Genomic DNA, 18,607 nt, shown 5'->3' on the forward strand with positions numbered 1-18,607 from the left:
CAAACATCCTGCGCAGCGTGGAAATCCTGCAAGAACCGGGGTAGGGCAAAGGCGTCTGCCGCTTGCCCCATGCTGCGGCACCGCGACTGTAGACCTTTGTATGCAGAACGGCTAAACGGAGCCAGACCTCCAGGAAAGGCATTGCATTATGGCTGAGAACAACACGCCTGACATCGTTTACACCAAGGTCGATGAAGCGCCCGAGCTGGCCTCGGCCTCGCTGCTTCCGATCATCCGCAGCTTTGCCGCCGCCGCTGGCGTCTCGATCGGCACCAAGGACATCTCGCTGGCGGGCCGCATCCTTGCGACCTTCTCCGAAGCGCTGACCGACGCGCAGCGCCAGTCGGACGATCTGGCGTGGCTCGGCGACTGGGTGAAGACCCCCGAAGCGAACGTCATCAAGCTGCCGAACATCTCGGCTTCGGTGCCGCAGCTGGTGGCCGCAGTGAAGGAACTGCAGGCGCAGGGCTACGCGCTGCCCGACTACCCCTATGAGGCGACCACCGACGAAGAGAAGGCGGTTCAGGCCAAATACGACGGCATCAAGGGCTCTGCTGTGAACCCGGTGCTGCGCGAGGGCAACTCGGACCGCCGCGCCGCCGCCGCCGTGAAGAAATTCGCGCAGAATAACCCGCACCGCATGGGCGAGTGGACTTCTTCCAGCAAGACCCGCGTCGCTTCGATGTCGGGCGGCGACTTCTTCTCGAACGAAGTCTCGGCGACCCTCGACAAAGCCGCGACCGCGAAGATCGTGCTGGAAACCGCTTCGGGTGAGAAAGTCCTGAAAGAGGGCGTCTCCTATCCGGCAGGCACCGTGGTCGACGCCACCTACATGAGCGCCGCCAAGCTTGATGCCTTCCTCGAGGACGAGATCAAGAAGACCAAGGACGAGGGCACGCTCTTCTCGCTGCACATGAAGGCGACGATGATGAAGGTCTCGGACCCGATCATCTTTGGCCACGCGGTGAAAGCATGGCTCAAGCCGGTGTTCGAGAAATACGGCGATGAGATGAAGGCGCTTGGCGTCAACCCGAACTCGGGCCTTGGCGATCTGCTGGAGCGCGTGAAGGACAATGCCGAGATCGTGGCGGCCATCGACGAAGTGCGCGCCGCGCGTCCGCCGATGTATATGGTGAACTCCGACAAGGGCATCACCAACCTGCACGTGCCTTCCGACGTGATCATCGACGCCTCGATGCCCGCGCTGATCCGCGCTGGCGGCAAGGGCTGGGGTCCGGACGGCAACGAGGGTGACACCAACTGCGTGATCCCCGACAACTCCTACGCGCCGGTCTATGACGCGGCGATCGAGTTCTTCAAAGCCAACGGCAAGCTGAACCCGGCCACCGCAGGCACCGTGCAGAACCTCGGCCTGATGGCGCAGAAGGCGGAAGAATACGGCTCGCACCCGACCACTTTCGAGATCCCCGAGGCGGGCACCGTCAAGATGATCCTCGACGATGGCACCGTGCTGCATTCGCATGACGTCGCCGCAGGTGACATCTGGCGTTCGGCTTCGGCCCGCAAGGCGCCGATCGAAGACTGGGTGAACCTTGCCATCGAACGTCAGAAGGCGACCGGCTACCGCTCGATCTTCTGGCTCGACGCGAGCCGCGCCCACGATGCGCAGCTGATCGAGTATGTGAAGCCGATCCTCGAAGCCAAAGGCGTGTCGGACAAGTTCGAGATCATGGCCCCGCGCGAAGCCACCATCGCCTCGCTCGAGACCATCACCAAGGGCGAGAACACCATCGCGATCACCGGCAACGTGCTGCGTGACTACCTGACCGACCTCTTCCCGATTCTCGAGCTGGCCACCTCGGCCAAGATGCTGTCGATCGTGAAGCTGATGAACGGCGGCGGCCTCTTCGAGACCGGTGCTGGCGGTTCGGCTCCGAAGCACGTGCAGCAACTGGTGGAAGAGAACCACCTGCGCTGGGACTCGCTGGGTGAATTCTGTGCCCTTGGCGAGAGCTTCAAGTTCCTTGCCGATCAGAAGGACAACGCCAAGGCACGTGTTCTGGGGGATGCGGTCGAGGCCGCGACGCAGGGCATTCTCGACAATGACCGCAGCCCGTCGCGCAAAGTGGGTGAGCCGGACAACCGCGACAGCCACTATTGGTTCGCGCGCTACTGGGCCGAAGCTCTGGCGGCGCAGTCGGACGATGCCGAGCTGGCGGCGCATTTCGCGCCCATCGCCAAGGCGCTGGCCGAAGGCGAAGCGGCGATCACTGGCGAGCTGGCCGCGGTGCAGGGCAAGCCCGCCGATCTGGGTGGCTACTACCACGGTGATGCCGAGAAGACCGCTGCCGTGATGCGCCCCTCGGCGACGCTGAACGGCATCCTCGGCTGAACCCGATGCTGACCAAATGAAGGCGCCCCCGGTCCGATGGGCCGGGGGCGTTTACATGTCCGGACATAGTCTGGGCATCGCGGGGTGCAGGGGCGTATTGTGGCTGATGGGCCAGCTTTCGAGGTTTGAGGGCGAAAACGCGGCCCGCTCATCAAAGCGTCCTACCGCCAAGTGTAGCGCCTAGAACTGCCGCCACATCATATGGTGTGCTTTCCACCATGGGCAGATTAATATCCGTGTTTACAACATATTAACCCGAGCCCTTTATCGAGTCGGCGCGGAAAAACAGGCGATTCTCACTTGCTTTCGCGGGGGCGTATTGTCGCAGTTCGAGTCGTTCTCGCAGTGGTTGCAAAGCCGATGTCCACAGACTGTGGAAAAGATGAGGCAAGACAGCGGCTTGTGTGAAATTCGCCACTTGAGGCAAAAATTTGCTCACGAAATGGCGATTTTTAGCTACTCTGAACGTGCCTGGGGTCGCTGCCACGACCAATCAAATCGAAGATTTTCTGCTTCTGGTGGTAGTGCCACGCCCGCATTTTAAGGGCGGCGTCTGACGTTCGGGTCTAGGAAAGGCGATTACAGCCAAACGTTCCATTTAGTCTTTAAGTAAGAGTGGCGCCCGGGGTTTTCCCCGGGTGTCTATTTTTTGCGGCCCGCGCCTCCTGCGGAAGGTTGAACCGATGTCCCGCCGGATATACATTTAGGGATGTAGATCATCCGCGTGGAGGCGATCATGCAAGTTTCAAAATGGGGCAATTCCCTCGCCGTGCGCCTGCCCGCTGATCTCGTGCGCGAGCTTGGCCTTAAAGAGGGTGACCGCATCGACCTGCATCCCGATGCGCGCGGCCTTGCGGTGAGCCGGGCGGAACGGCCCGAGGAAATCCTCGAAGGCCTGCGCCGGTTCCGCGGGCGACTGCCCGATGCCGCCCGGCTGAGCCGCGACGAGGCCAACGCGCGCTGACAGCTTCGACATGGCGCAGAGCTTTTTCGACACCAATGTGATCCTCTACCTGCTGGGCGAGGGGCCGAAGGCGGATCGCGCCGAGGCGCTGCTGGCGCAGGGCGGGGTGATCAGCGTGCAGGTGCTGAACGAGGCGCTGGTGAATTGCCGCCGGAAGGCCAAGATGAGCCACGAGGAGGCCGGAGAGTTCCTCGGCGCGATCCGAGCGCTCTGCGATACCCGCCCGTTGACCGAAGGCACCCATGACATCGGCCGCGCGCTTGGCGCGCGCTACGGGTTCTCGGTCTACGATTCCATGATCGTGGCGGCGGCGCTCGAGGCGGGCTGCGAGACGTTGTGGTCAGAGGACATGCACGATGGGCTGCTGGTCGAAGGGTGCCTGCGCATCGTCAATCCCTTCCGCCCCGGCTAAAGCCGCGCTCACGGCGTTTTCACCCAAGCCTCACAAATTTGGGAACTTTTCGCGACCCCGTACCGTTGCCGTCTTGATAAGCGGTCGGTGCAAGGGACAGGTACGGATTGAAACGCGGGATCTTCCTGAGCATTCCACTGCTGCTTGCCGGATGCGGCGGGCGTCACAACTGGCTCGCTTCGGCGGGAGAAGAAGCGCAATCCGTCGAAACCCTGTTCTGGGTCGTGCTGGCCGGAGCGGCGGTGATCTGGACGCTGGTGATCGGCGCGGCCACCTACGCCCACCGCGCCGAGGCCAAGCCCGAACGTGAGCAACAGGCCCGAAGGTTCATCATCTGGGGCGGCGTGGCGCTGCCGGTGGTGGTCGTTGGCGGGCTGCTGATCTGGGGCCTGCTGATCCTCAAGGACATCACCGCCGATGACGGCGCGCTGACCGTGCGCGTGGATGGCGAGCGCTGGTGGTGGCGGGTGATCTATGACACCCCCGAAGGCCCGGTGACCACCGCCAATGAAATCCGCCTGCGGCTTGGCGAACGGGCCCTGTTTCGCCTCACCGCCGACGATGTGATCCATTCGTTCTGGGTGCCCGCGCTGGGGGGCAAGATGGACATGATCCCCGGACGCGAGACGACGCTGGCGCTGACCCCGCAAAAGCTGGGCAACTGGGGCGGGCTCTGCGCCGAGTTCTGCGGCGGTGCCCATGCGCTGATGCGGTTCGACGCCATCGTCATGGAGCCCGAGGCGTTTGACGCATGGCTCGCGCGTGAGGCGCAGCCCGCGCAGGTGGCCGAGGGCGATCCGGGCTTTGCCGTTTTCGACGAAGAGGGCTGCGGCGCCTGCCATGCCATCCGCGGCACCGAGGCGCAGGGACCGGTGGGGCCGGATCTCACCCATCTTGCCTCGCGCGACAAGCTGGCTGCGGGCATCTACGCGATGACCCCGGATAATATGGCGCGCTGGATCACCGACACCCACGAGATGAAGCCCGATATCGACATGCCCGCCTATCCGGGCCTGCAAGGCGAGCGGCTCGATGCGCTCGTGACCTTCCTGATGAGTTTGGAATGAGCCGCGCATGACCGAAGAGATCGACCTCTCCAAGCTGCCCCCCGCCGAGCCCTACGACAAGGCGCGCGACGAGGCGCAGCGCGCGCGGCTGATGAAGGTCTGGGAGACGCCCACCGGCTGGCGGCGCGTCTCGGCGGTGAACAACTCGTCGGTGGGCAAATGGTACCTGCTGACGTCCTTCGCGTTTTTCACCTTCGCCGGGTTTCTGGCGCTGCTGATCCGCGCGCAACTGGCGGTGCCGAACAACGATCTGCTGTCGCAGAGCCTCTACAACCAGCTCTTCACTCTGCACGGCACGGCGATGATGTTCCTCTTCGCGGTGCCGATCTTCGAGGCGGTGGCGATCCTGATCCTGCCCGAGATCCTTGGCGCGCGCGACCTGCCGTTCCCGCGGCTCTCGGCCTTTGGCTACTGGTGTTTCCTGATCGGCGGGGTCTTCGTCTGTGGCTCGGTGTTCTTTGGCGTCGCACCGGATGGCGGCTGGTTCATGTATGCGCCGCTGTCGTCCAACCCCGATTACAGCGGCCTAGGGGCGGACATCTGGCTGCTGGGGCTGTCGTTTATCGAGGTGTCCTCCATCGCCGCCGCCGTCGAGTTGATCGTCGGCGTGCTGAAGTCGCGCCCGCCGGGGATGCGGCTGAACCTCATTCCGCTCTACTGCTGGTACGTGCTGGTGGTGGCGGGGATGATCCTCTTTGCCTTCCCGCCGCTGATCGCTGGCGATCTGCTGCTGGAGATGGAGCGGGCGTTCGACTGGGCCTTCTTCGATCCCGACCGGGGCGGCGATCCGCTGCTGTGGCAGCACCTTTTCTGGATCTTCGGCCACCCCGAGGTCTACATCATCTTCCTGCCCTCCATCGCGCTCATCGCGACCATCCTGCCGACCTTCGCCGGGCGGCCCATGGTCGGCCATTCGTGGATCGTGCTGTCGGCGGTGGGCGTGGCCTTCCTGTCGTTTGGCCTGTGGGTGCACCACATGTTCACCACCGGCCTGCCGGAGATCTCGCTGAGCTTCTTCTCGGCGGCCTCCGAGGCGGTGGCGGTGCCGACGGGCATCCAGATCTTCTGCTTTATCGCCACCATGCTGGTCAGCAAGGTGCGCCGCTCGGTGCCGATGCTGTTTGCCGGGGGGGCGATGGCGATCTTCGTCTTCGGCGGGCTGACCGGCGTGATGGTGGCGCTGGTGCCCTTCGACTGGCAGGCGCATGACAGCTACTTTGTCGTCGCGCACCTGCATTACACGCTGATCGGTGGCATGCTCTTCCCGATCTTTGCCGGGGTGCACTACTGGTACCCGTTCGTCACGCAAAAGAAGATGTCCGACAGGCTGGGGCGCTGGAGCTTCTGGCTGATGTTCGGCGGCTTCAACCTTGCCTTCCTGCCGATGCATTGGACCGGGGTGATGGGCATGCCGCGCCGGGTCTGGACCTATGATGTGACAGACGGTTGGGCGGTGCTGAACATGGTCTCGACGCTGGGTGCTTTCATTTTCGCGGCGGGCTTCGTGGTGCTGGCGGTGAACGTGCTCTGGCCGCGCGGCAAGGCGCCGCTGGTCGAGCGCAACCTGTGGGATGCCGGCACGATGGAATGGGGCGCCGAAGTGCCCGACAAGCCGTGGGGCGTGCGCTCGATCCCCTATATCCACACCCGCTATCCGCTCTGGGAGCAAAAGGACCTGCTGGGCGAGATGGACCGGGGCGAGTGGTTCCTGCCCGACGCCGAAGAGGGCAAACGCGAGCTGATCATCACCGACATCCTCGACGCGCGCCCGCTCTATGTGCAGCGGGTCGGCGGGCCGAGCTATCTGACCATCGGGGCCGCCGTCTGCCTTGGCGCGGTGTTCATCCTCGCCACGTTCCACCTCTGGGCACTCACGCTGATCTTCGGGGCGGGATTTGTCGGCTTTACGCTCTGGTGGCTGTGGACCGGCACCTCGGAAATCCCTGAAAAGCCCGAAAAAGCGGCGGGCAGGGGGCTTGTGCTGCCGACCTATGCGCAGGGCAACAGCTCGCCCGGCTGGTGGGCGGTGTTCATCACCATGACCGGCGACATGACCGCCTTCATGGGGCTGGTGTTCAGCTACTTCTTCTATTGGACCGCGCTGCCCGACTTCCTGCCCGAGGCGGCAAAACTGCCGGGCTTCGGCTGGCTCATCATCGGCCTTGCGCTGTTGCTGGCGGGCTGGGTGACGGCGCTTTTTGCGCGTGAGCGTCTGTCTGCTGGCGGGCAGGGGCAGGCGATGGCGCTTCTGGTCGTCGGTGTGCCGCTTGGCGCGCTGGGGATCGGCGCGTGGGGCTGGGCGGCGTGGAGCGCCGGGCTGGACCCTACCGCGGCATCCTTTGACGCAACCGTCTGGGTGCTGATCCTGTGGATGGGGCTGCACCTGCTGCTCGATGCGGTGATGCGGCTTTACGTGGCGGCGCGCATTTGGCGCGGGCGCTGCACGCCGCGCTATCGCGCCGACAGCGTGAACCTGACGCTCTTCACCCATTTCCTTGCGCTGACGGCGGTGGTGATCTTTGCGCTGCTGGCGCTCTTCCCGATGCTGATGGGGGTCGCGTGATGGCCCGGACGCCAGAGAAAAAGACCGTCCCACCCGGTGACGCCCCGCGCGTCATCGATCAAGGCTCGGTCTGGATCCTCGTCGCCGCGCCCTCGATCTGGGCGGCGCATTTCCTGCTGAGCTATTGGGTTGCGGCGATCTGGTGCGCCAAGCTGGGGCGCGGCACCCCGCTGGCCGAACCGCGCTGGATCATCGCCGGGCTGGGGGCGCTCTGCATTGCGGCGATCATCGGATTGGCGGTGTTGGCGATCCGCCGCTACGGCGGGGTCTTCGTAATCTTCGAAGAGATCACCCAAAGCTCCGAGCGCGCACGCGACCGGTTCGTCGGCCATGTGGCGCTGCTGCTCTGCGTGCTGTCGGCGGTCGCGATCCTTTTCACCGTGATCCCCGGCATGGTGCTGGGCCAATGCTGAGCCCGCGCCGCATAGTGGCGCTGGCGCTTCTCGCGGCGCTCTGGCTGGGGCCGCTGCCGGGACTGGCGGCGGGCTCGATGGTGCTGCACATGGTGCTGCACCTCGGCGTGACGGCGGTGGTGCCCGCGCTCTGGGCCCCAACGCTGCGGCTGCCATCGGGGGCCATGGCGCTGCTGCTGGGTGCGGTGGCCGAGATGCTGGTGGTCTGGCTCTGGCACCTGCCCGCGTTGCACCTCTGGGCGCGGCTGAGCCTGACGGGCTTTGTCCTCGAGCAGGGAAGCTTTCTTGCCGCCGGGATGATGCTCTGGGCCACGGTGCGCGCCGCCGGAGGCTTTGGCGGCGCGGTGGTGCTGCTGGCGACGACCATGCATATGACCTTGCTGGGCGCGCTGATCGGCCTCGCGCCGCGCACGCTCTACGGGGATATCTGCGCCGGGCACCTTGGTCTTTCGGCGCTGCAAGAGCAGCAGGTGGCGGGCGCGCTGATGGCCGGGGCCGGGGGCGCGATCTACCTCGTCGCGGCGCTGCGCAGGCTGGGGCAGGCACTCGAACTGAAGGAGGCGCAGGCATGAGGCTGAAGCGCTGGATTATCGGCGGTGTCGCGGCACTGGCCGTGGGCGGGGCCGGGTTCTTCTGGTTCGCGCCCTATAATATCGCGGCCTCGGTGCCGCATCTGCCGGGAGTTGGCGAGACCCTGCACCAGTATCTGCGCAACGCGGTGCGGGTGCGGGCGAACCGGGTGGAGGTGCCTCAGCACGTCGATCTCGATGATCCGGGGCTGATCCGCCTCGGCGCGGGTCATTTCGCCACCGGCTGCCAGACCTGCCACGGCGCGCCGGGCATTGCGCGCAACCCGGTGGTGCAGGGCATGCGCCCGGAGCCGCCGATGCTGACCTCCGAAGATTTCGAGCCAAAGGAATTCTGGTGGATCGCCCGTCACGGCTTCAAGTACACCGGCATGCCAAGCTGGCCGGGCGAGGGGCGTGACGATGAGCCTTGGGCGCTGGCGGCCTTCCTGTCGCAGTACGAAGGGTTCGACCGTCGCGCCTATGAAGTGGCCGCCTTTGGCCGCGCTGGTGGCTATGAGAGCGAGGGCGTGCGCTTCGGCGGGCTGCCCGGCGCGATCCCGCAGGATCTGGCCTGCGCGCGCTGCCACGGCGAAGACGGGCTGGGCCGCGACGGCACCGCGCCGAAGCTGGCCGGACAGTCGCAGGACTGGCTGACGCTGGTGCTGGCGGCCTATGCCGAGGGTCACCGGCAGAGCGGTTTCATGGAGCCCTTGGCCGCACCGCTGAGCGCCGAGACCCGCGCAGGCTTCGCCGAGCGCTACGCCGGTATGAGCGGCGCGTGGCAGGGGAGCGCGCTGCCCTTTGGGGATGCGGCGCGCGGGCAGGATTTGGCGCAGAGCGGCGACGAGCATGAGGACATCGCCAGTTGCGCCTCGTGCCACGAGGGCGGCGATGACGGGCTCACGCCGAAACATGCCGAGACCCCGCGCATTGCCGGGCAGAACGGGTATTGGCTGGTGAACTGGCTGCATCTCTACCGCGACGGGCCGGTGCCCGAGACGCCGCGCGCGCATCTGATGCAGGCCGCGGCGAAGAACCTGTCGGATGAGGATATCGCCGATCTCGCGGCCTATTACGCGACGCTTGGCGCCGATCCGGCAAACTGATCCCCGGCGGTCCGCACCGAGGCGCGTTCGATCAGCCGCACCGGAACCTCATAGAGCATGGGCTCGGCCTCTGCGGGTAAGGCGATGGCCTCCATCGTGGCGCGGGTCAGATCCTCCAGCGACTGGCTGACCGTGGTGAGCCCATGCGAGGACCACGCCGAGATCGGCGCGTCGTCGAAGCCGATCACCGAAAGGTCCTGAGGCACCTGCAGCCCCAGCTCAAACCGCGCCGTGTTCAGCACCCCCAGCGCGATCTCATCGGTCACGCCGAAAATGCCGTCGATGCCGTTGACACTGGGCCGTCGCAGCAGCACGCGCGCCGCCTCTACCCCGGTGTCGTAGCTGTTGGGTCCATCGGCCCAGCGGGTCACCGGAATGCCGCGCAGCGCCATCTCCGAGCAGAAGGCCTCGGCCCGTTCCAGCTTGGCCGAGGTGCGCGAGCCTGAGATGACCACGGCCACCTTGCTGCAGCCCGCCTGCGCCAGCCGCTGTGCCGCGAGCCGTCCGCCGCGCGCGCTGTCGGCGAGGATGAGGTCAGCCCGCGCGCCCTCGGGCGGACGCGGGCGGTTGATCAGCACCATGCGTGCGCCGTTCTGCGCGCAGAGCCGGATCAGCGCATCGGGGGCCGCGCCCGAGAGCAGCACCACCGTCCGCACCCGGTAGTCGAGCAGCCGCTTGAGATCGTCGGCGATCCCGCCGGCGCTGTTCATCAGCAGGCATTGCAGCCGCCTTGCGTGCAGCGCCTTGGACAGCGCGTCGAGCTGCGCCGAGATATAGGGGTTCGAGAAATTGCCGCCGACCACCCCGACGAGATCGGACCGCTCTTGGTGCAGGGTCCGGGCAAGGCGGTTGACCCGATAGCCGAGCTCCTCTGCCGCCTCGGTGATGCGGGCGCGGGCCTGTTCCGAGACCTGCGCGCCCGGGGTGAAGGCGCGCGACACCGCCGAGCGCGACACCCCGGCGAGCCGTGCCACATCGGCGGCGGAGACGAAGCGGCCCTTCGGCGGGCCGAGCGGCGGGCGCGGCGGTTTCATCGCGCGCAGAGGCCCCGGTTCAGCACCTCCTGCGCCAATGCAAGCATCGGCGGCAGAGGGTATGTCGCATCGAGGCCGCGCAGCTTGCGCAGGCGGCAAAGCGCATCGTCAAAGGTCGGATAGGCGCCGGGCCGCCGCAGGTGCAGCCAGAGCGCCAGAACGGTGACCGAGCGCGAGCGCCCGCCCCGGCAATGCACCAAGAGGCCGCCTTTCGCGTGGGCAGGGTAATGCGGCTTGCCTTGGGTGTAGACCGCCGCCAGCCCGTCGATCAGCGACACCGCCGCGGCAAGCATTTCGGGCGCATTCCCCGGCCCGTCGAGCATCCCGATCTGGTAGCGGCGCAGATGCAGCCCGTCGGGACGCTGCAGCGGGCCGGGAAAGATGTTCATCGCGAGGTTGAGGCTGGCGCTGATCCCTGCAGACTGCAGCGCGGCACCATCCTCGGCGGCGGGCAGATTGCCCAGCCAGAGCGCGTCGAGGCCGGGGCCGATGTCTTCCTCGACGCGCCAGAGCAGCGGGCGGTTGTCCTCGGCGGCTTCGGCTTCGGGCACGGCGGTGGGCAGGTGGTGACGGCTCATGGCTCAGACCTCGAGACTGGTGCAATGCCGCAGGCGCGGGCCAAGCGCGGCGGTCAGGCGGGGGGCGGTGGCAAGATCGATGAAGGCTGGCAGCACACGCTCGGCGCGGGTCTTGGCGGCAAGCTCGATCAGATCGCACAGGCGCGGATGCACGTTCCAGCCCATCCAGCGCGCCCGCCCTTCGGCGATCATCGCGTGGGCCGGGCTGCTGCGCGGGATGTGGCCGGAAAAGACGAAGCGAAAACCCGGCTGCATGCGCAAGTCTCCGGGAAGCCCATGCTCGGCGTTGGGCCCGTCGGCGACGATGATGTGCCCTTCCTGCGCGGTTTCGGCGGTGGCCACGGGCGGGCGGCTGCCGGTGAGGCGTTCGGTTTCTGCGGCGATCTGCGCGCAGGCCTGAACCTCCAGCCCCGCGGCGGTCAGCGCCGCCACCATGTCGGGGCCGCGCCCATCCGCAGGGCAGGGCAGCACCGCGCCGCCGCGCGCCGCCTCGGCAAGCGTTTCGATCTGCGCGGCAAGGCTCTCTTCGCGGTCGCCATAAGAGGCGTCGGCGAGCACGGTCGCGCTGCGCGGGAAGGGATCGCAGCGCAGCAGCGCCGCCTCGGTGCTGAAATCGCCGGTGTATAGAAAGCCGCCGCGCAGCGTCGGGACGCGCATCCAGATACCGCCGGGCGCATGCCCCGAGCGTCCGGTGTCCAGCCGCAGGCCCAGCACATCCGCCGTGCCGCGCTCGGGCAGAGGCTCGACCCACGCGGGCCGCAGGCCGGCGGGCAACTGGCGCAGCGTCTCGGCGGTGGCAAAGACCGGCGGGCTGCCGATCTCGGCCAGCCGATCCAGCGCGCCCACGTGATCCACATGCGCATGGCTCAACAGCACCGCATCCACACGCCCGGCGCGCGAGAGGTCCAGATGCTCTCCCACCTCGAGGCCGCCGCCCATGTCGAGCAGCAGGCGCCGTCCCTCGGTCTGCAGTAGGAAGGCGGCGGCGCTCTTGCGGCCCATGCCGCTCAGCACAGTCAGTCGTGCCATGGCAGCACCCCGTCCGGCAGGCGGCGACCAAAGAGCAGCGACAGCCCCATCAGGGCCAGCACCATCAGCACCATCAGGCAGCCGACGGCGGCGGCGAGGGTCGAGGATCCGGCCTCTTCCAGAAAGATGATCATCGGGCCGATCGTGGTGGCGCGCGAACTGACCAGCAGCACGGAGACCTGAATCTCGTTGACCGCGGTCATGAAGACGAGGATCGCGGCGGCCATGGCCGAGGGGGCAAGCGAGGGCAGCACGATGTCGCGCAGCCGGGCAAAGACCCCGGCGCCTGCCAGCTGCGCCGCCTCGTCAAGGCCGCGGTCGATCTGCGCGTAGCCGCCGAGGATGGGCCGCAGCGCGAGCGCGAGGAAATTCGACAGATAGGCGGCAAGGATGACCCAGACCGTGCCATAGAGCCCGGTGCCGATGAACGGCAGGGGGCGCAGGAAGAAAAGGATCATCGCTACGCCGATGATGATGCCGGGCAACGCGTAGGCAAGCTCGGAGGTAAGCCGCAACAGCTTTGCCAGCCAGCCGCGGCGCCAGCTCAGCACGTAGCCGAGCGCGACCGCAGCAGGGATTAGGATCGCCACGGTCAGAAGCGTCAGCCACAGCGAGGTGAGGAAGGCACCGCGAATGCCCTCGTGATGGAAAAGCGCATTGGCGAAGTTCTCGAAGGTGATTGTCTCGGGCGTCAGCGGCTGGCCGTAGCCGCGCACCAGCGCGGTGCCAAAGAGCGCCGAGAGCGGCAGCAGCAGGCAGACCACAAGATAGAGCCACGCCAGCCCGGTCACTGGGACCCGCCAGCGGCCAAGGCTCATGCGGGGCGGGCGCTGCGCGCTGTCGACGCGCTGATCACCGCGCCGTCCAAGCCATGCGGTGAGCAGCATCCCAAGCACCGTCAGACCCGCCAGCAACAGCGCTAGAAGCGCCATGTCGTTGAGCGCCGAGGGCCCGTAGGAGTTCAGCCGCCGGTAGATGAGGGTGATCAGCGTGGAAACGCGCGCGGGGATGCCAAGCATCGCCTGAATGCCGAAATTGCCGATCGACGAGACGAAGGCCAGCGCGGCCCCGGCGAAGATGCCGCCACGGGCGAGCGGCAGGATGATGTCACGGGTGACCTGCCCGGCGCCTGCGCCATTGGCATGGGCGGCCTCGACCAGCGCGGCGGGCAGGCGTTGCAGCGAGGCACGGACCGAGAGGAAAACCAGCGGCGCATTATAGAGCCCGAGCAGGAAGATGATCCCGCCCATGGAATAAAGCGGATGGCGCGTGCCAGGCGGCAGCGCAAGGCCGAGCGGGCCGAGGATCGGGCTGGCGGGCGAGAAGGCCTGTACCCAAGCCAGCGCGGTGACCTGCGGCGGGATCATCAGCGGCAGCACGAAGCCAAAGACCCAGAGCGTGCGGCGGCGCATGTCGGTCAGCGAGGTGAGCAGCGCCGCCAGCGTGCCCACCACCGTCGCCAGCAGGGTCGCGGCGGCGGCGATCCAGAGGGTGTTGAGCGTCGCCTCCAGCACTTGGCGCCCGCCAAGGACGTCGGCGATGCGGGCGGTGTCGAAACTGCCCTGCGGAAACAGCGCGGCATGGATCAGGCGGGCCAGAGGTGCGATCGACAGCAGGCCGACAAAGAGCACCAGCGCCAGCATCAGCGCGCGCTCGCTGCCCATCGCCCCGAGCAGTCGGCGCGCCCGAGGGGGGCGCGCCGGTTGGTCTTGGAGGAGCGTCACGCGATCAGAGCCCGAAGATCTCGGCAAAGCGCGCGCGCACGGCCTCGTTGGTCTCGAGCGCGGCGTCGACGTTGTAGCCCAGAAGCGTCATGTTCTCGAGCTTGGGGAAGCCCTCGGGGCCCTCGACGCCCGGCAGGATCGGCAGCGAGCCCTGCTCGGCCACCAGCTTCTGGCCCTCTTCGCTGAGCAGGAAGTCGATGAAGAGCTTGGCCTCTTCCGGGTGCTCGGTGCCTGCCATGATGGCGGCGGGCTCGGTGATGAAGCTCACGCCATCCTCGGGGACAATGTAATCCACCGGCGAGCCGCTCGCCTTGGCGCGCAGCGCGTTGGCATCGACGATGATCGCATATTTCGCCATGCCCGAGGCGACGGCCTTGGTGGCCGGGCCGTTGCCGCCCTCGGGGACGATATCCAGATCGTTCAGGCCCTCGTAGAACTCCCAACCGATGCCTTCGACGTTCAGCAGCGCGTGCAGGTGGTTCAGCGCGGCGCCCGAATAGAGCGGCGAGGGCACGCCGATCATGCCGCGGTTTTCCTCGGTGATCAGGTCCATCCAGTGGGTGACCGGCTCGGCGATCTCGGTGTTGTAGGCGATGCCGGTGGTCATCGCCTTGGTGCCGAAATAGGTCATGTCGGCGTCATAGGTGGCGGGATCGTATTCGGACACGGGGGCGTCCTCATAGGCCAGGAGGTGACCACCGGCCTTCAGCTCGCCAAGGTTGATCACATCGGCCACGAGCAGAACGTCGGGCTGCACATTGTCCGCCTCAATCTCGGCACGGACGACGTTCATCAGCGCCGAGGTGCCGTTGCGGGTCCATTCGACCTTGATGTCGGGGTGGGCGGCCTCGAAGGCGTCCACGGTCTGCTGCGCCTGTTCCGGCGGCTGGCTGGTGTAGAGCGTCAGCGTGGTTTCTGCGTAGACGGCGCTGGAGAGCAGCGATGCGGCGAGGGAGAGGCTGAGAAGACGCATGTTCGGTGTCCCTGTGGTTGCGTGTTCAGATGTGGTGAGAGGAGGCGGCGGGATCGGGGATGACCCAGCCGTCGCGCAGGGCGAGAGAGATCCGCTGGCCGCGGGTCAGCGCGGCAGGAGCGGCGATGTTCACGGACAGCGGGATGTCCCCGGCGGGGCCCGCCATGACCTCGGCGCGCAGATAGGCACCGCGGTAGGTGGCGCGGGTGACATTGCCAGCGATCGCGTCGCGGCTGTCGCTCAGTTGCAGATCGCCGGGGTGGAACGAGATCTTGGCGCGGCGGCGGGCGGTCTCGCCGGGGGCACAGCGCAGCGTGACCGGCAGGCCGAGCAGCGAGGCGGCGGCGCGGCCCGCCCCGAGCGGGCGGATGTCTTCGGCCTCGAGCACGCGGCCCTCTCCGATGAACCCCGCCACGGTTTCCGAGACCGGCTGGCTGAACAGCGCCTCTGGGCGGTCGAACTGCAGGATCCGGCCCTTGTCCATCACCGCCACGCGGTCGGCGAGGGCCAGAGCCTCGGCCTGATCGTGGGTGATGTAGAACATCGTGGCCCCGGAACGGGCGTGGAAGGCGGCGAATTCCTCTTCCAGCGCGCCGCGCAGGTGCACGTCGAGATTGGCCAGCGGCTCGTCGAGCAGCACCACCCGGCTCTCCATCGCGAGGCAGCGGGCAAGGGCGACTCGCTGGCGCTGGCCGCCGGAGAGGTCGGCGGGGCGGCGGTGCGCGAGCGGCCCCAGTTCGACCAGATCGAGCACTTTGGCGACGCGGGAATTCCTCTCAGGTTTGGGAATGCCCGCGATTTTCAGCCCGTATGCGACGTTCTGCGCGACGCTCATATGCGGCCAGAGCGCGTAGTTCTGGAACACCACGCCGATGCCGCGATGCTCTGGCGCGAGGTGGTGGCCGGGAGCAGAGACGGTCTCGCCTCCGACCGCGATGCGGCCAGCGTTCAGCCGCTCGAACCCCGCAAGGCAGCGCAGCAGCGTGGTCTTGCCGCAGCCGGAGGGGCCAAGGACGGCCACGAACTCCCCGGCCTCGATGCTCAGCGAGACCTGCCGCAGCACCTGTGTCGTGCCGTAGCTTTTGTCTATCCCTGAGATCTGGATGTCGCTCATGGTCTGCCCCGTGGTGCCGGGCTGCACAGCTGTGCAGCGTCGGGGCGATCTCTGGCGTCAGGCTGCGACAGCGGGGCGACATGTGCATGACAGAACGGTGAAATCTGTCGCGCAAACAAAAAACGGCGCCCGCGAAGGGCGCCGTTCGGGTCAGATCAAATGTACGCGCTCAGCTACCGCGGTAGGTGGAATAGCCGAAGGGTGAGAGCAGCAGCGGCACGTGGTAATGTGCCGCCTCCGACACGCCAAAGCGCAGCGGCACCACATCCAGAAACCGCGGCTCTTCGGGGGGCGTGCCGCAGGCGTCGAGATAGGCGCCCGCGTGGAACACCAGCTCATAGGTGCCGGTGGCAAACTCGGCGGCGGGCAGGATCTGTTCGTCGGTGCGCCCGTCGTCATTGGTGACCAGCGTCTTGAGATGGCTCCGGGTCTCGCCCTCGATCCGGTAAAGCTCGATTTTCAGCCCCTGCGCGGGGCAGCCGCGCGCGGTGTCGAGGACATGGGTGGTCAGGTATCCGGTCATCAGGGCTCTCCGTCAGGTGATCGCGGGCCATAGTGGCACAAGCGGGCGGGGGGTAAAGTCCCGCGCCGCCAAGAGTGTTTCAAACCGGATTTGAAGATCAGGCACGCGCGAGGCGACGGGTCATGTCGAGCATCCGCGCCGAGAAGCCCCATTCGTTGTCGTACCAGCCGAAGAGCCGCAGCTGGCCACCCTCGACCACACGGGTCTCGCGCGTCGACAGCACAAGCGATTCCGGGCGCGCCCGCAGGTCGGTCGACACGCAGGGATCGGCGGTCAGCCCGACGAGGGGCGAGCCGGTGAAAAGCTGCGACAGCGCGGCATTGGCGTCCGCGGGCATGTCGCGCAGTTGCAGCACGGCATCCACCGCCGAGACCGAGATGCAGGGCACCCGCACCGCCGTCACGCTCAGCCGCCCGTCGAGGCCGGGCAGCACTTTGATCACCTGTTTTGCGGCGCTGGTGCTGGTGGGCACCATGGACACGGCGGCGGCGCGGCTGCGCTCGTAGCTGGCTCCGGGCGCGTCCACCGTCGGCTGGCTTCCGGTGTAGCAATGGATGGTGGTGACATGCGCGCGGGCGATGCCGAAACCTGCGTCGAGCGCCTTCAGCATCGGCGCGATGGCATTGGTGGTGCATGATGCGTTGGAGACGATCCTCGCATCGCCGATCTCATCCTCGTTCGCCCCAAGCACGCAGGTGACATCCGCCGCCTCCGAAGGGCCCGACAGCAGCACCTTGCGCGCGCCCGCCATCAGCCCGGCCTCGGCATGGGGGCGGTTCGAGGCGGCGCCGGTGCATTCGAGCACCACATCCACATGGCTCAGGTCGAGCTCGCGCAGATCGCGGGTGGTGTGAAAGGGGATGCGCCTGCCGTCGATGACCAGCGCGCCGGGCTCTTCGGTGACGGTGCCGGGATAGGGGCCGAAGACGCTGTCGTAGCGGAAGAGATAGGCGCACATCTCGGGGGCGGCGATGTCGTTGATCGCCACAAGGTCGAGGTCGGCATGAGCCGGATCGGTGAGCAACTGGCGCAGTAGGGTGCGGCCAATGCGGCCAAAGCCGTTGATCATGATGCGGGTCATCGGGTGCCTCCACGGAACTTGAACGGCGCAAGCGATACGCCTTTGCGCCCCGGGGTCAAGCGGGGGAGGGGATGCTGGGGTGCAGCGCAGGTCCGCCCGGACTCAAGGCGAAGCCGCCGGGCGAGCGCTGGCCCGTCCCGGCGGGCTGGCGCTTGCAGATCGCCGCGCGCTGCTCAGAAGTTGCCCGGATTTGGTCGGGATAAAGCGCAAATTCCGCAGGCTGTAGCGCCATCCCACAGGCCAGCGCTCGCCCTTCTTACCCCACAAAGCGCGCGCGGTAGTCGCTTGGGCTCTGGCCGCGCAGGGCGCGGAAGCGGCGCGAGAAATAGGCCGGATCGGAAAATCCCAGACGGTAACCGATCTCGGCCACGGGGATCTGGGTGAAGGCGAGCATCCGGCTCGCTTCGGTCATCACCTTGCCCTCGATGTAGCGCGAGGCGCTGAGGCCGGTGGCGGCGTGGCACAGGCGGGTGAGATGGCCGGGTGTGATCGACAGCGCGGAGGCATAGTCCCCCGCGCGCCAGCCCGTCGCCATGTGCTGCGCGATCAGCCGGTCGAGCGCCTGCATCTTTGCGCTGCCGGTCGCGCTTTCCTCCTCGGGCGGGGTGAGCGTGCCGATCTCGGCAAGGATCGCATGGGCCAGCGCCACCAGAAGGTTGGCGCGGAACGGGCCGGGCTCGGAGAAGGCCGCAAGCAGGTCGCCCGCCAGACGTTCGAACCGCGCCGAGGCCTCGCCGATCACCGGCCGCGACAGTTGTGCCGAAAGCGCGGGCGAGGTCGGGCGCATCGCCGCCAGCACCGGCGCCGGGAAGGACAAAACCAGCCCTTCGCTCAGGCGGGTGAACTCGAAACCATGCACGATCCGTACCGGGATAAGCAGAAACTGCCCATCATCGAGGCGCTGCGTCTGCCCGTCGATCTGCACCTCGGCGTGGCCCTTGCGCATGAAGAAAACCTGCGTGATCTCTGCGTGCCTGTGCGCTGAAATCACCCAATCGTGAAGGCGCGCCCGGTCCCATATCCGCTCGCAATGCACGGTGTCGGGGAAGCCGCCGGTCTCTCCGAAAAGGTCGAACTGAGGGATTTGCGCGCGCAGGGTCATGC

At 67.0% G+C, this 18,607-nt stretch carries 17 protein-coding genes; 8 read left to right on the forward strand and 9 right to left on the reverse strand.

Annotation, left to right across the window (positions count from 1 at the left end):
* Window positions 1–148: 148 nt before the first annotated feature.
* From G0A00_RS14260 to G0A00_RS14295, 8 genes are all read left to right on the forward strand, one after another.
* Window positions 149–2,353, forward strand: coding sequence for an NADP-dependent isocitrate dehydrogenase (locus tag G0A00_RS14260; RefSeq protein ID WP_164180660.1), 2,205 nt, complete (start codon window positions 149–151; stop codon window positions 2,351–2,353).
* Between the two features lie 736 nt (window positions 2,354–3,089).
* Window positions 3,090–3,317 carry an AbrB/MazE/SpoVT family DNA-binding domain-containing protein gene (locus tag G0A00_RS14265; RefSeq protein ID WP_164180662.1) on the forward strand — a complete coding sequence of 76 codons (228 nt, stop codon included), beginning with the start codon at window positions 3,090–3,092 and terminating at the stop codon, window positions 3,315–3,317.
* Window positions 3,318–3,327: 10 nt separating this feature from the next.
* Complete coding sequence (locus tag G0A00_RS14270) at window positions 3,328–3,729, forward strand: PIN domain-containing protein (protein ID WP_164180664.1); 402 nt, start codon at window positions 3,328–3,330, stop codon at window positions 3,727–3,729.
* 107 nt (window positions 3,730–3,836) lie between these two features.
* Window positions 3,837–4,796: a cytochrome c oxidase subunit II gene (gene coxB, locus G0A00_RS14275; protein WP_164180666.1), complete on the forward strand. Its 960-nt coding sequence runs from the start codon at window positions 3,837–3,839 to the stop codon at window positions 4,794–4,796.
* Window positions 4,797–4,803: 7 nt separating this feature from the next.
* On the forward strand, window positions 4,804–7,359 hold the full coding sequence (gene ctaD, locus G0A00_RS14280; RefSeq protein ID WP_164180668.1) for a cytochrome c oxidase subunit I: 2,556 nt from the start codon (window positions 4,804–4,806) through the stop codon (window positions 7,357–7,359).
* Window positions 7,359–7,772, forward strand: a complete 414-nt coding sequence (locus G0A00_RS14285; RefSeq protein WP_164180670.1) for a hypothetical protein — start codon at window positions 7,359–7,361, stop codon at window positions 7,770–7,772. Before ctaD ends, G0A00_RS14285 begins: the two co-directional genes overlap by 1 nt.
* Window positions 7,766–8,344, forward strand: a complete 579-nt coding sequence (locus tag G0A00_RS14290; protein ID WP_164180672.1) for a cytochrome c oxidase assembly protein — start codon at window positions 7,766–7,768, stop codon at window positions 8,342–8,344. The genes G0A00_RS14285 and G0A00_RS14290 overlap by 7 nt, the downstream gene beginning before the upstream one ends.
* On the forward strand, window positions 8,341–9,447 hold the full coding sequence (locus tag G0A00_RS14295) for a c-type cytochrome (protein WP_235952980.1): 1,107 nt from the start codon (window positions 8,341–8,343) through the stop codon (window positions 9,445–9,447). The genes G0A00_RS14290 and G0A00_RS14295 overlap by 4 nt, the downstream gene beginning before the upstream one ends.
* Here G0A00_RS14295 and G0A00_RS14300 read toward each other — a convergent pair.
* The 9 genes from G0A00_RS14300 to G0A00_RS14340 form a co-directional block, all read right to left on the reverse strand.
* Window positions 9,414–10,481 (reverse strand): LacI family DNA-binding transcriptional regulator, encoded by a 1,068-nt coding sequence (locus tag G0A00_RS14300; protein WP_164180674.1) that lies wholly within the window; start codon window positions 10,479–10,481, stop codon window positions 9,414–9,416. The two genes, G0A00_RS14295 and G0A00_RS14300, sit on opposite strands and share 34 nt — an antisense overlap.
* Window positions 10,478–11,059 carry a dual specificity protein phosphatase family protein gene (locus G0A00_RS14305; RefSeq protein ID WP_164180676.1) on the reverse strand — a complete coding sequence of 194 codons (582 nt, stop codon included), beginning with the start codon at window positions 11,057–11,059 and terminating at the stop codon, window positions 10,478–10,480. Before G0A00_RS14305 ends, G0A00_RS14300 begins: the two co-directional genes overlap by 4 nt.
* A gap of 3 nt (window positions 11,060–11,062) precedes the next feature.
* Window positions 11,063–12,088, reverse strand: a complete 1,026-nt coding sequence (locus G0A00_RS14310; protein WP_164180678.1) for an MBL fold metallo-hydrolase — start codon at window positions 12,086–12,088, stop codon at window positions 11,063–11,065.
* Window positions 12,076–13,752 carry an iron ABC transporter permease gene (locus G0A00_RS14315; protein WP_203595384.1) on the reverse strand — a complete coding sequence of 559 codons (1,677 nt, stop codon included), beginning with the start codon at window positions 13,750–13,752 and terminating at the stop codon, window positions 12,076–12,078. The genes G0A00_RS14310 and G0A00_RS14315 overlap by 13 nt, the downstream gene beginning before the upstream one ends.
* 64 nt (window positions 13,753–13,816) lie before the next feature.
* Window positions 13,817–14,785, reverse strand: a complete 969-nt coding sequence (locus tag G0A00_RS14320; RefSeq protein ID WP_164180680.1) for an ABC transporter substrate-binding protein — start codon at window positions 14,783–14,785, stop codon at window positions 13,817–13,819.
* Window positions 14,786–14,810: 25 nt separating this feature from the next.
* Window positions 14,811–15,899 carry an ABC transporter ATP-binding protein gene (locus G0A00_RS14325; protein ID WP_164180682.1) on the reverse strand — a complete coding sequence of 363 codons (1,089 nt, stop codon included), beginning with the start codon at window positions 15,897–15,899 and terminating at the stop codon, window positions 14,811–14,813.
* Window positions 15,900–16,068: 169 nt separating this feature from the next.
* Window positions 16,069–16,422 carry a hydroxyisourate hydrolase gene (gene uraH / locus G0A00_RS14330; protein WP_164180684.1) on the reverse strand — a complete coding sequence of 118 codons (354 nt, stop codon included), beginning with the start codon at window positions 16,420–16,422 and terminating at the stop codon, window positions 16,069–16,071.
* Between the two features lie 97 nt (window positions 16,423–16,519).
* Window positions 16,520–17,503, reverse strand: coding sequence for a type I glyceraldehyde-3-phosphate dehydrogenase (locus G0A00_RS14335; protein ID WP_164180686.1), 984 nt, complete (start codon window positions 17,501–17,503; stop codon window positions 16,520–16,522).
* Window positions 17,504–17,759: 256 nt separating this feature from the next.
* Window positions 17,760–18,605, reverse strand: a complete 846-nt coding sequence (locus tag G0A00_RS14340; RefSeq protein ID WP_164180688.1) for a helix-turn-helix domain-containing protein — start codon at window positions 18,603–18,605, stop codon at window positions 17,760–17,762.
* Between the last annotated feature and the right edge of the window lie 2 nt (window positions 18,606–18,607).

Source organism: Salipiger sp. PrR002 (assembly GCF_010500775.1).
In the GTDB taxonomy this organism is placed as follows: Bacteria; Pseudomonadota; Alphaproteobacteria; order Rhodobacterales; family Rhodobacteraceae; genus Salipiger.